This window comes from Nocardia exalbida NBRC 100660, assembly GCF_000308575.1.
GTDB lineage: Bacteria > Actinomycetota > Actinomycetes > Mycobacteriales > Mycobacteriaceae > Nocardia > Nocardia exalbida.
The window spans coordinates 121,905-134,940 of record NZ_BAFZ01000004.1 but is presented as its reverse complement, the minus strand read 5'-3'; the positions used below and the strand labels follow the sequence as shown (position 1 = coordinate 134,940).

16 protein-coding genes are annotated in these 13,036 nt (G+C 69.2%); 8 read left to right on the top strand and 8 right to left on the bottom strand.

Features of this window, described 5'->3' with window-relative positions; genetic code table 11:
• From ON29_RS02500 to ON29_RS02485, 4 genes are all read left to right on the top strand, one after another.
• Nucleotides 1-182: AMP-binding enzyme (locus ON29_RS02500; protein WP_040864464.1), on the top strand; the 182-nt coding region annotated here is incomplete at its 5' end.
• A gap of 166 nt (nucleotides 183-348) precedes the next feature.
• Complete coding sequence (gene nhaA, locus ON29_RS02495) at nucleotides 349-1,644, top strand: Na+/H+ antiporter NhaA (RefSeq protein WP_051174804.1); 1,296 nt, start codon at nucleotides 349-351, stop codon at nucleotides 1,642-1,644.
• A 33-nt stretch (nucleotides 1,645-1,677) separates the two neighbouring features.
• Nucleotides 1,678-2,184, top strand: a complete 507-nt coding sequence (locus ON29_RS02490) for a phage holin family protein (RefSeq protein WP_040864463.1) — start codon at nucleotides 1,678-1,680, stop codon at nucleotides 2,182-2,184.
• Between the two features lie 45 nt (nucleotides 2,185-2,229).
• Nucleotides 2,230-3,165 carry an alpha/beta fold hydrolase gene (locus tag ON29_RS02485; protein ID WP_040864462.1) on the top strand — a complete coding sequence of 312 codons (936 nt, stop codon included), beginning with the start codon at nucleotides 2,230-2,232 and terminating at the stop codon, nucleotides 3,163-3,165.
• Between the two features lie 52 nt (nucleotides 3,166-3,217).
• Here ON29_RS02485 and ON29_RS02480 read toward each other — a convergent pair whose 3' ends face one another.
• The 4 genes from ON29_RS02480 to nth all read right to left on the bottom strand — a co-directional run bounded on the left by ON29_RS02480 (nucleotide 3,218) and on the right by nth (nucleotide 6,558).
• The gene (locus ON29_RS02480; RefSeq protein ID WP_040864461.1) at nucleotides 3,218-4,411 is read right to left on the bottom strand and encodes a MarP family serine protease; all 1,194 of its coding nucleotides are present in this window, start codon (nucleotides 4,409-4,411) and stop codon (nucleotides 3,218-3,220) included.
• Complete coding sequence (locus tag ON29_RS02475) at nucleotides 4,408-5,112, bottom strand: NUDIX hydrolase (protein WP_040864460.1); 705 nt, start codon at nucleotides 5,110-5,112, stop codon at nucleotides 4,408-4,410. Before ON29_RS02475 ends, ON29_RS02480 begins: the two co-directional genes overlap by 4 nt.
• Before the next feature lie 97 nt (nucleotides 5,113-5,209).
• A complete protein-coding gene (locus tag ON29_RS02470) occupies nucleotides 5,210-5,860 on the bottom strand; it encodes a TlpA family protein disulfide reductase (protein ID WP_245548800.1) in 651 nt (216 codons plus the stop codon).
• On the bottom strand, nucleotides 5,857-6,558 hold the full coding sequence (gene nth / locus ON29_RS02465) for an endonuclease III (RefSeq protein WP_051174810.1): 702 nt from the start codon (nucleotides 6,556-6,558) through the stop codon (nucleotides 5,857-5,859). Before nth ends, ON29_RS02470 begins: the two co-directional genes overlap by 4 nt.
• A gap of 223 nt (nucleotides 6,559-6,781) precedes the next feature.
• On the opposite strand from nth, the gene ON29_RS02460 reads away from it, so the two are divergent.
• Nucleotides 6,782-7,024 (top strand): hypothetical protein, encoded by a 243-nt coding sequence (locus ON29_RS02460; protein ID WP_040864458.1) that lies wholly within the window; start codon nucleotides 6,782-6,784, stop codon nucleotides 7,022-7,024.
• Between the two features lie 132 nt (nucleotides 7,025-7,156).
• Nucleotides 7,157-7,831: a Crp/Fnr family transcriptional regulator gene (locus tag ON29_RS02455; protein WP_039794544.1), complete on the top strand. Its 675-nt coding sequence runs from the start codon at nucleotides 7,157-7,159 to the stop codon at nucleotides 7,829-7,831.
• Nucleotides 7,832-7,894: 63 nt separating this feature from the next.
• Here the strand turns inward: ON29_RS02455 and ON29_RS02450 are convergent, their stop codons facing one another.
• From ON29_RS02450 to sp36, 3 genes are read right to left on the bottom strand one after another with little or no spacing between them, the layout of a single operon-like run.
• Complete coding sequence (locus ON29_RS02450) at nucleotides 7,895-8,686, bottom strand: MBL fold metallo-hydrolase (RefSeq protein ID WP_040864457.1); 792 nt, start codon at nucleotides 8,684-8,686, stop codon at nucleotides 7,895-7,897.
• A gap of 39 nt (nucleotides 8,687-8,725) precedes the next feature.
• The gene (locus ON29_RS02445) at nucleotides 8,726-9,184 is read right to left on the bottom strand and encodes a RidA family protein (protein WP_040864456.1); all 459 of its coding nucleotides are present in this window, start codon (nucleotides 9,182-9,184) and stop codon (nucleotides 8,726-8,728) included.
• A gap of 17 nt (nucleotides 9,185-9,201) precedes the next feature.
• Nucleotides 9,202-9,363 carry a Sp36 family protein gene (sp36, locus tag ON29_RS35300; protein WP_085994820.1) on the bottom strand — a complete coding sequence of 54 codons (162 nt, stop codon included), beginning with the start codon at nucleotides 9,361-9,363 and terminating at the stop codon, nucleotides 9,202-9,204.
• Nucleotides 9,364-10,223: 860 nt separating this feature from the next.
• On the opposite strand from sp36, the gene bagA reads away from it, so the two are divergent.
• Together bagA and bagB are read left to right on the top strand one after the other, a co-directional pair.
• A complete protein-coding gene (gene bagA, locus ON29_RS02440) occupies nucleotides 10,224-11,261 on the top strand; it encodes an ATPase BagA (protein ID WP_051174802.1) in 1,038 nt (345 codons plus the stop codon).
• Entirely contained in the window at nucleotides 11,258-12,397 is a 1,140-nt protein-coding gene (bagB, locus tag ON29_RS02435; RefSeq protein ID WP_040864455.1) for an ATPase BagB, read from the top strand. The genes bagA and bagB overlap by 4 nt, the downstream gene beginning before the upstream one ends.
• Before the next feature lie 94 nt (nucleotides 12,398-12,491).
• Here the strand turns inward: bagB and ON29_RS02430 are convergent, their stop codons facing one another.
• Nucleotides 12,492-12,815 (bottom strand): WhiB family transcriptional regulator, encoded by a 324-nt coding sequence (locus ON29_RS02430; RefSeq protein WP_014981178.1) that lies wholly within the window; start codon nucleotides 12,813-12,815, stop codon nucleotides 12,492-12,494.
• Nucleotides 12,816-13,036: the final 221 nt, after the last annotated feature.

Here is a 13,036-nt window from a genome sequence, read left to right as displayed (position 1 = left end):
ACCACATCAGCCCCATCGCCAAACCCCGCGAAATCCACATCGTCCCCGAACTCCCCAAAACCCGCAGCGGCAAAATCATGCGCCGCCTCCTCCGCGACATCGCCGAAGGACGCGAACTCGGCGACACCTCCACCCTCGTCGACCCGAGCGTCTTCGAGGCGATCCGGGCGGGCAAGGACTGACCGAGCAGCGCTGAGACGGCCGGTGACGGACCTGTCACCGGCCGCACCCGTTAAGATCGCGTGAGGTGTGCCGGGAAGTCTGGTCGGCGAGCGGTCACGCACCCGTTGAGCCGGTTCCGGTGGGTGCCGCCGCAGTGCTACCCGATCGCCGCCCGAAAGGTTTCCCGTGATCACGCGAGTGCACTCGGAATTGTCCCGCTACCTCCGCACGGAAACCTTCGGCGGTGCACTGCTTCTGATCGCGGCCGCGATCGCGTTGCTGTGGGTGAACTCGCCCTGGGCAGCGAGTTATGTGTCGATGACCGAGACGGTCGTCGCGATCCCGCCGCTGCACCTGGACCTGACCTTGGCCGACTGGGCCGAGGACGGCCTGCTGGCGGTGTTCTTCTTCGTCGCCGGACTGGAACTCAAACGCGAACTGGTCGTCGGCGAACTCGCCGACCGCAGACGCGCCACCCTGCCGGTCATCGCGGCGATCGGCGGCGTGGTCACCCCCGCGCTGATCGCGGCGGTGGTCGGGTTCGGCATCCCCGGCATGGAGCGCGGCTGGGCCATCCCGGTCGCCACCGACATCGCGTTCGCGCTCGCCGTGCTGGCGCTGACCGGTTCGCGCATCCCGGCGGGCGCGCGGGTGTTCCTGCTCAGCCTCGCGGTGGTCGACGACCTGATGGCGATCGTCGTGATCGCGGTGCTGTTCACCACGGCGGTGTCGCTGCTGTGGTTGCTCGTCGCGGCCGGATGCTTCGCCGCGTGGTCGATGGGGCAGCGCGCTCGGATCGGCACGCCCTTGCTCTATGTCCCGCTGGCGTTGGTGTCCTGGTACGCGCTGCACGAGGCGGGCATCCATCCCACGTTGGCGGGCGTCGCGCTCGGCCTGCTCACCCGGGTGCGCCCGGATCCCGGGGAACGCCGAGCGCCCGCCACCCGGCTCGAGCACCTCTTCCAGCCGGTCTCCGCCGGGTTCTGCGTTCCGCTGTTCGCCCTGTTCGCCGCCGGTGTTCCATTGAATCCCACGGTGTTCGGCGAGTTGTACACCAACCGGCTCGCGCTCGCCGTGATTCTCGGGCTCCTCGTGGGCAAGCCCCTCGGGATCTTCGGGATGAGCTGGGTGGCAATCCGGTTGGGCGTCGCGAAGCGCCCCAGCGGGCTCGGCTGGCGGGACATGTTCGCCCTGTCGGTGCTCGGCGCGATCGGCTTCACGGTTAGCCTTCTCGTGGCGGAACTCGCGCTCGCCGATGTCGCGGACGTCGAGTTGGCGAAAGCCGCTGTGTTGGTCACATCAATGGCGGCGTCGCTCGCCGGTTCGGCGCTACTGTTGCGGCGTGGGCGTGTCCACCAGGCTCGGCGGGACGCCCGTGCGCTAGAACGTGAACAGTACGGCGGCACGAGCGATCCGCCCGGAGGCGGTAGCCTGCGTGACCACGGAGGGCACCGGGAGCGCCGCCGATCGAACGGGAGTTGAAGCAGTGCCGGGACAGGGAGAAGGGTCGACCAAGTGAGTTTCAACCACGGCGGTAACGGGAGCGGCGCGGAGCGCGGTCGTACGGTCACCTCCATTCCCCTCTCGGACGCCGATCCGCTCGGCTCCGCGAGCTTCGGGAGCCTGGTCCGCGACGCCGCCGAGCAGATGTCGACCCTGGTCCGCGCCGAGGTCGAACTGGCCAAGGCCGAGGTCACCGGTGAGATCAAGAAGGGCCTGCAGGGCAGCGTCTACTTCATCCTCGCGCTCACCGTGCTGCTGTTCAGCACCTTCTTCTTTTTCTTCTTCCTCGGCGAACTGCTCGACGTGTGGCTGGCGCGCTGGGCCGCCTTCCTGATCGTCTTCCTGCTGATGATCGTGGCCACCGCGGCCCTGGCATTCCTCGGATACCGGCGGGTGAAGAAACTGCGGGCGCCGGAGAAGACGATCGATTCGCTCAAGCAGGCGCGCACGGTGCTGCCGCACAGCTTGGGCGCGTCCGCGCACGACGACCGTCTCGCTCTGGAGAAGCCCGCTTCCTAGGCGCGCGTGCGCGGGCCGGTACGACGGCTACTAGGCTCGGTCGCCGTGTCGGCGAACTTGCTTCCGGATCCGTCCAGCGTCCGTTACGACGGACCGTGGACGCATCGGGACGTGCACGCCAACGGCATTCGATTCCACGTCGTGGACGCGGCGCCCGAGCGGGCCGACGCTCCGCTGGTCGTGCTGCTGCACGGCTTCGCGGACTTCTGGTGGTCCTGGCGTCACCAATTGACCGGCCTGGCCGAGCTGGGTTACCGCGTTGTCGCCGTCGACTTGCGCGGCTACGGCGACAGCGACAAGCCGCCGCGCGGCTACGACGGCTGGACGCTCGCCGGTGACGTCGCCGGCCTCATCCGGGCGCTCGGCTACACCGAGGCGACACTGGTCGGGCACGCCGACGGTGGACTGGTCTGCTGGACCACCGCGGTGCTGCATCCGCGACTGGTTCGCTCGATCGCGCTGGTCGGCTCGCCGCATCCGTCGGCGCTGAAGAGTTCCGTGCTGCGCAACCGCCGCCAGCGCGCGGCTTGGCTGCCCAACTTCCTTCGCTACCAGCTGCCCCGGTACGGCGAGCACTTGCTGACCACCGCCGACGGCTTCGAGGTGGAGCGGCTGCTGCGTCAGCGGGTGAGCGTGGGATGGACCGGCACCACCGAATTCGTCGACACCGCCCAGCGGATGCGTTCGGCGATCCGGATTCCCGGCGCCGCGCATTGTGCGCTGGAGTACCAGCGCTGGGCCTTCCGCAGCCAGTGGCGTCCGGACGGCCGCCGGTTCATGGCGACCATGCGCGAACCCATCCACATCCCGGTCCTGGCCATGCGCGGCGATCTGGACCCGTACGTGCTGGCGGGAACCTTCCGCCGCGATCCTCATCTCGCACCGGAGCGGCGACTGGTCACCATCCCGGCGGCGGGGCACTTCGCCCACCAGGAGAACCCGGACGCCGTGACGAAGGAACTGGCCAAACTTCTGGCCTGAGCCACGGGGAATATCTCCCCGGCCACGGATGCCCGTGGCCGGGGACGGCGATTCAGCTGAGCACGCAGGCGCCGGTGTCCACCGCGGTGCTGACCCGTTCGGCCGCGTCGAGCTGCGCGCGGACCTCCCCTAGCGTGAGCACGTAACCGGTGTCGTCGTCTGTGACGGCGGCGCCGAAGACCACGCCGAGCACCTGCCCGTCGGTATCCACCAGCGGCCCACCGGAATTGCCCGCCCTGACCTGGCCGCGGACGGTGTAGACCTCGCGTTCGACGGTGCCGTTGCGGTAGATGGTCGGACCGGTCAGATCCAGCGTCTCGCGCACCCGGGCGGCGCTCGCGGTGTACGGACCGCCGCCGGGGTAGCCGAGCACGATCGCGCTGTCGCCCGACCGGGCGGGCGCCGGCGCGCGCGGGACCACCGGGGCGGTGAGACCGGGCACGGCGAGCACCGCGACGTCCTTGGACGGGTCGAACAGGACCACGTTCGCGTCCAGCGGGCCGCGCGGGGTGTCCACCGCGACGCTCGTGGTGCCCGCGACGACGTGGGCGTTGGTCATCACGCGCTCGGGCGCGATGACGAAGCCCGAGCCCTCCAGCGCCCGCTGGCAACTCGGCGCGACCCCGCGGATGCGCAGCACGCTCTGCTGGAGCGAGGCGGCGACCGGGCTGGCCAGCACGCTCGGATCGGGGGGTTCCACGGCCGCGATCGGCGCCCGTCCGAACGGCCCGATCACGTCCGGCAGGCCGGAGGTGTTGAGCAGCTTGGAGAACTCGTTGGGCAGCCTGCGCAGCCAGTTCGGCGCGACGTCGTTGACATCGGCGAGCACCCGAGAGCCGTTGATCGCCGTGGCGATGGCCGGCTGCGACGACGTGGCCAGCGGCAGCGCCAGCAGCCACGCGGTGACCAGCACGGCGACCGCCTGCAACACCGCGCCGACCGCGCTGTCCACGCTGCGCGTGAACGGATGACGCATGCCGCTGCGCGCGGCGCGCCCCAGCACCATGCCCGCGACCTCACCGACGATCACCAGCACCACGATCAGCAGCACACCGGTGAGCACTCTGGTGCGGCCCTCGTCGACGTGCACCAGGATGTGCGGCGCGATCAGGATGCCCGCGACCGCGCCGAGCACCACACCGAGGAAGGCCAGCGCGGAGGCCACCGCGCCCTGGCGCCATCCCGAGGAGGCGGCCAGCAGCGCCAGCAGCACGACGGCGATGTCGAGCCAGGCCGACGAACTCATAACGTCATCCCCACGGCGGCGAGTGCGGTCTCCAGATCACGAACGTCCCCGTGGTCCCACGCTCGGTCCCAGCCGCAGGCCTTGCTGATCCCGGCGAGGATGCCGCCGGTCAGCCCCCAGACCAGCATCCCGTCGACCTGGAACGCCGGGCTCTGATAGCCCATGGGGCTGCGGACCAGGAAGCGGTTGGCCGGATCCAGCAGCTGCGCGAGCGGGACGCGCACGACCCGCTCGGTCTCGCTCTGGTCGACGACCCCCACCGCCCCCGGCGTCCGCCAGTACGCGACCACCGGCGTCACGTCGAAGCGCGACGGCGGCACGAACAGTTTCGGCAGCACCGCGAACGGCTCGACACCGGAACGGTCGAGACCGGTCTCCTCGCACGCTTCGCGCAGCGCGGTATCGATCGGCCCGGCGTCGCCCGGGTCGACCGCACCGCCGGGGAAGGCCACTTGGCCCCGGTGCTGGCGCATGGTGGAGGCGCGCTGGGTGAGCAGCACCTCCGCGTCGGCGGGCAGCCCGCCCGGCTCGGCCGGGTCCGGCTCGGGCGAGCCGCCGAACAGCACGAGCACCGCCGCTTGCCGCGGCTTCGAAGTCAGGGTCAGGGCGCGGCGCAGCACACGCTCCCTGGTCAGGGTGTCGGCGTCCTCCGTAGCCGGTTCGGCCGAGCGGGTCAGCCATTCCGGGATGCCGGGCGGCATTTCGATGCTCAACACACACCTCCCCCGCGCATACGCTCACCGGCCCGCGTGCACGCCCGCACCGTCACCTCCACCATTGATTCGTCCACCCGCATCGTCACGCGGCCACTCCGAGCTTGCCCGCGACCGTATTCGCGATGTCATCCACCCCGCCGAAAGCCCGCACCACGACGTCGGCGACCGAGCCGTCGGCACGCACCAGCACCGAGATCGGCAACACCGCGGGCGCCCCGACGGACGTACGCACTCGCGCGTCGGCGTCCGAAACGCCGGGCAACCGCACCTCCAGCCCACGCAGCCGGGACAGTGCCTTGGCCTCATCAGGGTCGCTGTGCACGGTCAGCACGGTAATCGCGTTCCCGGCGCGCTGGGCGTATTGCTGCAAATACGGCAACTCCTGGGCGCACGGTGCGCACCAGTAGGCCCACAGGTTCAGCAGAGCGGGCTTGCCCGCCAGCGCGGCGGCCAGGTCCACCGGCCTGCCGTTCGCCAGGCAATCCAGCGTTATCCCGGCCAGCGGCCCGCTGCCGGTGGCGGTGGCGGCACCGGTGGGGCAGTCGGGCAGATGGGCGGCAGCGCGCAGGTCATCGGAGACGCCGGAGGCGGCGGGGGGCGACTTCGGCTCCTCCGTCGCGTCGTCGCCGCGCGGCCACACCGCGACCGCCAGCGCCACCACCACGATCAGACCTGCCAGTGCCCAGCGCCACGCATGCCCCCTCCTCCTTCGGCCCGAGGGCTCCGAGCTCACCGGCTCACCAGCTCCAGCAGATGCTCGCGCTCCGGCCCTTTCACCAGCTTGGCCGCGGCCTCCGGATCGGTCGGCCCGATACCGAACGACGGGCAGTCCTTGACCAGGACGCAAGCGCCGCACGCCGGCTTGCGGGAATGGCAGACCCGCCGTCCGTGGAAGATCACCCGGTGCGAGAGCATCGTCCATTCCTTGCGCTCGATCAGCGCGCCGACGATGTGCTCGACCTTGACCGGGTCTTCCTCGTCGGTCCATCCCCAGCGGCGCACCAGACGGCCGAAATGGGTGTCGACCGTGATTCCCGGCACCCCGAACGCGTTGCCGAGGATGACGTTGGCGGTCTTGCGCCCGATGCCGGGCAGCTGGACGAGTTCGGTCAGGGTGTGAGGCAATTCACCGTCGTATCGTTCCAGCAGCGCCTGGCCGAGTCCGATCAGCGAGGCGGCCTTGTTCCGGAAGAAGCCGGTCGGCCGGATGTATTCCTCCAGCTCCGCGCGGTTTGCCTCGGCGTAGGCGCGGGCGTCGGGGTACCGGGCGAACAGCGCGGGCGTGGTGAGATTCACCCGCTCGTCGGTGCACTGTGCCGAAAGTATTGTCGCGACCGCCAATTCGAGCGGTGTGGTGAAATCCAGCTCACAATGCGCGTCGGGGAAAGCGGTCGCCAGTTCGCGGTTCATCCGGCGCGCGCGGCGGACCAGCCCGAGCCGGGTTTCCGCCTGTCGCGCCCTGGTTTTCCGTTGTGGAGCCGCGGCGGCGACCGGCGGCGTTCCGTTGGGATCGGAGCCGGGGGCAAGCCCGTTCCCGGCGGCGGTGGAGGGGGAGACGCGCACCCGTCCACCATACGGAATCGGCAGACAACGTTGCCCTTCCAGTTCAGTTGCCGTGTTCCATCTGAGACCTCGACGGTGTTTACTGCTCGTCATGCAAGGACTCGCTGTGGTGCTCTTCCCAGTGGTGCTGATGCTGTTCGCACTGGGTATGGAGCGGGTCGAGAACCGGCTCCGCAAGCTTCTCGAACCCGACGAAGAGGTTCAGCAGTACCTGGACAAGGCCAGTAACGCCGAGGTGAAAGAGCTGACGAAGCTCGGTCTGCCCGCCGCCGTGGCCCGGATGCGCAGGCGTCGCTCCCGCGGTGACGAGATGGACGTGGCCCGCGCGAGCTGACCCGGCGTGCGCGCCGCGCAATCCACTCGTTACGTGGTGTCCGTCACTACGCTGTAGTGACGCCGCGTAGACTGCGCTGTTGGCCGAGTCGCTTCGGTCCAGTACAGAGCCATTTCCCTAAGGAGCACATTCGTGGACGAGGCCCTCGCCAGAGCAGGCATCTTCCAGGGCGTCGAGCCCACTGCGGTGGCCGCCCTCGCCAAGCAACTTCAGCCGGTGGATTTCCCGCGCGGTCATGTCATCTTCAACGAGGGTGAGCCGGGCGACCGGCTGTACATCATCACGTCCGGCAAGGTGAAGATCGGACGCCGCTCGCCCGACGGCCGCGAGAACCTGTTGACCATCATGGGTCCGTCCGACATGTTCGGCGAGCTGTCGATCTTCGACCCGGGCCCGCGCACCTCCACCGCCACCACGGTGACCGAGGTGCGTGCGGTGACGATGGACCGCGACGCCCTCAAAACCTGGATCGACCAGCGGCCCGAGATCGCCGAGCAGTTGCTGCGCGTTCTCGCCCGCCGCCTGCGCCGGACCAACAACAACCTGGCCGACCTGATCTTCACCGACGTCCCCGGCCGGGTCGCCAAGGCGCTGCTGCAACTCGCACAGCGCTTCGGCACTCAGGAGGCGGGCGCGCTGCGGGTCACCCACGACCTGACCCAGGAGGAGATCGCCCAGCTGGTCGGCGCCTCCCGCGAGACCGTGAACAAGGCGCTCGCCGACTTCGCGCATCGCGGCTGGCTGCGGCTGGAGGGCAAGAGCGTGCTCATCTCCGATTCCGAGCGCCTGGCCCGTCGCGCCCGGTAACGCAAGACTCCACGCCGAACGCCGGGTTCAGCGCTCCACTGAACCCGGCGTTCTGTCGTTCGGCTAGCCGTGCACGCGCAGGTATTCCAGCTGCGCCTGCACCGAACTGCGCGCCGCGGGCCACAGGCGCTTGTCCACGTCGGCGTACACGCGCCGCACGATCGCCATCGCGCCCGCGTCCGCGCCGAGAACCCGCAGTGCCTCACGCACCTGACCGAGGCGCTCGTGCCGATGCGCGATGTAATACCGGGCGACCGGCTCCAGATCCGGGTGGTCCGAGCCGTGCGCAGGCAGCAACGCCTTGCCCCGGCCCGCCTCGACCAACCGGTCCAGCGAGGACAGATAGTCGGCCAGCGTGCCGTCGCTGGAGTCCAGCACGGTGGTGCCCGCGCCGAGGATGGTGTCGCCGGTCAGCACCGCGTCGTCGAGGACGAAACTCACCGAGTCACCGGTGTGACCCGGCGTGGCCAGCACGGTGATGCGCAGGCCCGCCGCCTCGATCACCTCGCCGTCGACGAGGGGAGCGGACGAGCCGCGCAGGAAGCCGGAGTCCTTGGCGCGCACCGGCGTCCCGGTCAGCTCGACCAGCCGGTCGATACCGCCGGTGTGGTCGTGATGGCGGTGGGTGATCAGCGTCAGCGCGATCCGGCCACCGGTCGCCTCGGCGATCGCGGCCGTGTGCGACTTGTCCTTCGGCCCCGGGTCCACCACCACACAGTCCGACCGTCCCGGCGCGCGCAGGATCCAGGTATTGGTTCCGTCCAAGGTCATCTGCCCCGGATTGTCGGCGAGCAGCACCGCCGCCGTCTCGGTGACCTGCCGGAGCTGCCCGTAGGCGGGGTGAGTCAACGTCATCGCAAAACCTCGGATAGAAACGGAGCCGACAGTTCCGGTCTAGCGCACCTCGGCGATCAGTTCGACTTCGACCGGAGTGTTGCGGGGAAGTTCGGAGACGCCCACGGCCGAGCGGGCGTGCTTGCCCGCGTCACCGAAGACCTGGCCGAGGAACTCCGACGCGCCGTTGATCACAACCGGCTGATCGCCGAATCCAGGTGCCGAGGCGACGAATCCGACCACCTTCACGATCCGCACCACCGCGTCCAGGCCCACCAGGTCGTGCACCGCCGCCAGCGCGTTCAGCGCGCACAGCCGGGCAGCCTCCTTGGCCTCCTCGATCGAGACCTCGGCGCCGACCTTGCCGACCGCGGACAACTGGCCGTTCACGAACGGCAACTGACCGGAGGTGTAGACCAGCGACCCGGTACGGATCGCGGGAATGTAGGCCGCGACCGGGGCCACGACCGGAGGAAGGGTGATTCCGAGCTCGGCGAGGTTCTTCTCCCACTGGGTCATCGCGTCACCCTCCTTCGCTACTTGGGCCGCTTGAGGTAGGCGACGTGCTGCTCACCGGTCGGACCGGGCAGCACGGTGACCAGCTCCCAGCCGTCGGCTCCCCACTGATCGAGAATCTGCTTGGTCGCATGCGTCAGCAGCGGCACGGTCGCGTACTCCCACAGGGTCGTATCACTCATGAGCGAGAAGCGTAGCTGTGTTGGATTTGCAGCGCCTTCGGCGCTGCGTGTTCGCGGCCCCTTCTTGGCTCGCGTTTGCGCGACCGCCGCTTGCTCCTTCGTCGCCTACGCGGCGGCCGCGCAAACGCGAGCCGGGCCGCGAACGGAACATGCTCGGTCTCGCTTCGCTCGAAACCGGGAGTTGAGGTGTGCTGGGCGCGCCGGCATTCGGGCGCCGGACACCGGGGCGTGCGGCTCGAGTGAGTGGATCATCACACCGGCCGGGATGGGATGGGTGTTCTGGAAGTGGGGCCGCTCGCATGCGAGGGCTGTGTTGATTTGCCGACGTCAGCGGGGGATGCACGGTCTCGCTTCGCTCGAGATCGGGAGTTGCGGTGCGCCGGGGCGTCGGTATTCGCGCTCGGACACCGGGGCATCGGAGCGCGCCACCCCGTGCATGAGGTGGTGGCTTCGCCGCACTCCGGTACAGCCGCCGAGGTCGCCGCAGACGACCCGGGACCGCTAACGGCGAGTAGGCGTTGTCATACGCGTCACTCGAGACCGGTGGGCGAGCCGCGTTGGGGCGTGCGGCGGTAGGCCGGGCCGTTCGTGATTCGCCGCCGGCATGGCAGCTCGGCACCCGGCCCGCGAACGAACGGTGCTCGGTGTGGCCTAGCTGGGAAGACTGGGACGGTGGAGTGGGAAACGGGTCCGGATCATCCCCCGTGACTTCGCATGGCGCGACGGCGATTCATCAGGGAAACCCGGGTGTGCCGGGACTCGAGCGGCGGCGGGGGTAAGCGCTGAGACCGGCCCGCGCGACCCACCCGTCTGGTACGGCCGGTGCCCCGCTGTGGCGGACCAGTTATAGGCTCGCGATCGTGGGAGTACCAACTGCAGGGCCGCTTTCGGCGGAGCCGGGACTGGACACAAGGTGGCCGAAGCGCGCGGAGCAGGCCCGCTTGCACTACGTCTCCGGCAAGGGAGGCACGGGCAAGTCGACGGTTGCCGCAGCGCTGGCCCTGGCGCTCGCCGCGGGCGGGCGCCGGGTGCTGTTGGTCGAGGTGGAGAGCAGACAATCGATCGCGCAGCTGTTCGACCTGCCGCCGCTGCCGCCGACCGAGACACGGATCGCCACCGCCGACGGCGGCGGCGAAGTGGTCGCGCTGGCGCTGGACATCGAGCACGCCTTCCTCGAATACCTCGACATGTTCTACAACCTCGGCTTCGCGGGCCGCGCGATGCGCCGGATGGGGGCCATCGAGTTCGTCACCACGATCGCGCCCGGTCTGCGCGACGTCATCCTGACCGGCAAGATCAAGGAATGCGCGGTTCGCGTGGACAAGTCCGGTAAGCGGGTCTACGACGAAATCGTGGTCGACGCACCGCCCACCGGCCGGATCGCAGGCTTCCTCGACGTCACCAAGGCGATGGCCGAGGTGGCCAAGGGCGGGCCGATCGCTTCGCAGGCCGAGGGCGTGTCGCAGCTGCTGCACTCCGATCAGACCATGATTCACCTGGTCACGCTGCTGGAGGCGCTGCCGGTGCAGGAGACCGCCGACGCGATCGCCGAACTCACCGCCGCCGACCTGCGCATCGGCACCGTCATCGTGAACCGCGCGACCGAAGGCCAGCTCCCGCCCGAACTGGGCGCCCAGGCCGCTCGCGGCGAACTGGACGCCGACGCCATCCGCGCGGGCCTCACCTCCGCGGGCATCACCCTCACCGACGGCGACTTCGACGGGCTGCTCACCGAAACGATCGAGCACGCCGCCACGCTGCAAGCACAGGACGACAGCGCCGAGGAACTGGCCAAGGTCGACATCTCCCGGCTCTACCTGCCCGCCCTCCCGGACGGGATGGACCTGGGCGGACTGTACGAACTAGCCGAACACCTCACCGCACAGGGAGTCCGATGAGCACGCCGACCCATCCCACGGCTGCCCCGCTGGATATTTCGCGGATCATCGCCGACCCGTCCGCCCGGGTTGTGGTCTGCTGCGGCTCCGGTGGTGTCGGCAAGACCACCACCGCCGCCGCCCTCGCGCTGCGCGCCGCCGAGGAAGGCCGCAAGGTCGTGGTGCTCACCATCGACCCCGCGCGCAGGCTGGCCCAGTCACTAGGCGTCGCCGACCTCGGCAACAACCCGCAGCGGGTGGCGCTGGGCCCCGAGGCCAAGGGCGAACTGCACGCGATGATGCTCAACATGCGCCGCACCTTCGACGACATGGTGCTCGAGCACACCAGCGGGGAGAAAGCGGAGCAGATCTTCGCCAACCCCTTCTATCAGACGGTCGCCTCCTCCTTCGGCGGCACACAGGAATATATGGCGATGGAGAAGCTGGGGCAGCTGGCCCACCGGGGCGAGTGGGACCTGATCGTGGTCGACACCCCGCCTTCGCGCAACGCCCTCGACTTCCTGGATGCTCCCAAGCGGCTGGGCAACTTCCTCAACGGCCGCATGATCCGGGTGATCATGGCGCCCGGCCGGGGCGTGACCCGTCTCGTGACCGGCGCGATGAGCCTGGCGGTGCGGGGTGTGTCCACCGTCGTCGGTGGGCAGATGCTCAAGGACGCGTCGAACTTCCTGCAATCCCTGGAGTCGCTGTTCGGCGGCTTCCAGGAGCGGGCCGAGCGGACCTTCGCCATGCTGTCGAAGCCGGGTACGCACTTCCTCGTGGTGGCGGCGCCGGAACCGGACGCGCTGCGGGAGGCCTCGTTCTTCGTCGACCGCCTCTCCACCGAGCGGATGCCGCTGGCGGGGCTGGTGCTCAACCGCACCCATCCGGTGCTGAGTTCGCTGCCCGGCGATCACGCGCTCACCGCCGCCGACCAGGTGGCGGATTCCGATCCGCTCACCGCGGCGGTGTTGCGGGTGCACGCCCGCCGGGTCGTCACCGATAAACGCGAGCAGCATCTGCTGCACCGCTTCACCGGCGCGCATCCGCGGGTGCCGATCGTGTCGGTCACCGCGCTCCCGTTCGAGGTGTCCGATCTCGACGCGCTGCGCGTCGTGGGCGATCAGCTCACCGGCACGGCGCGCGCGACCGCTTGATACTTAGGCGTATCCGCTATTGCTCCGAACGGAAATATTGCTCCTGAAACGAAACTGAGCCCGCTCGCGCGGGCTCCGTTTCGATGTGGCCGGATTACATCGCCACTTGATGCTGGCGCTGGGCCTGGAAGAAATCGGCCCACGAGGTCACTTCCGGATGCTGCTTCAACAGGGCGCGACGCTGCCGTTCCGTCATGCCGCCCCACACACCGAACTCGACGCGGTTGTCCAGCGCGTCGGCACCACACTGCATGAGCACGGGACAGTGCCTGCAGATCGTCGCCGCTTTGCGCTGCGCCGCGCCGCGGACGAACAACTGATCGGGATCCACTTCCTTGCATCGGGCCTGGGCTACCCAGGCGATCCTTGCTTCGGCCTGCTCCACGTCCAATCGAGCGATGGGGGTTGTCATGTGCATTTGGTGTGCCCCTTTGCAGTCCGAACACCGGGTCAACGGCGCTCCAGAATCGCGTTGTCACCGCGCAGCACCCAAACCCCGCTGCGAAGTGCACCACATTCCACTTTGAGTGTTAGCTCTATCACACTGGGTTCTCAATCTAGGTAAAGGTATGGCGCTTGCGCAAGACCACCTCGAGATTTTTTGGTACGTCCGTCCCTGCAAAGCGGGGCGCGCACTGG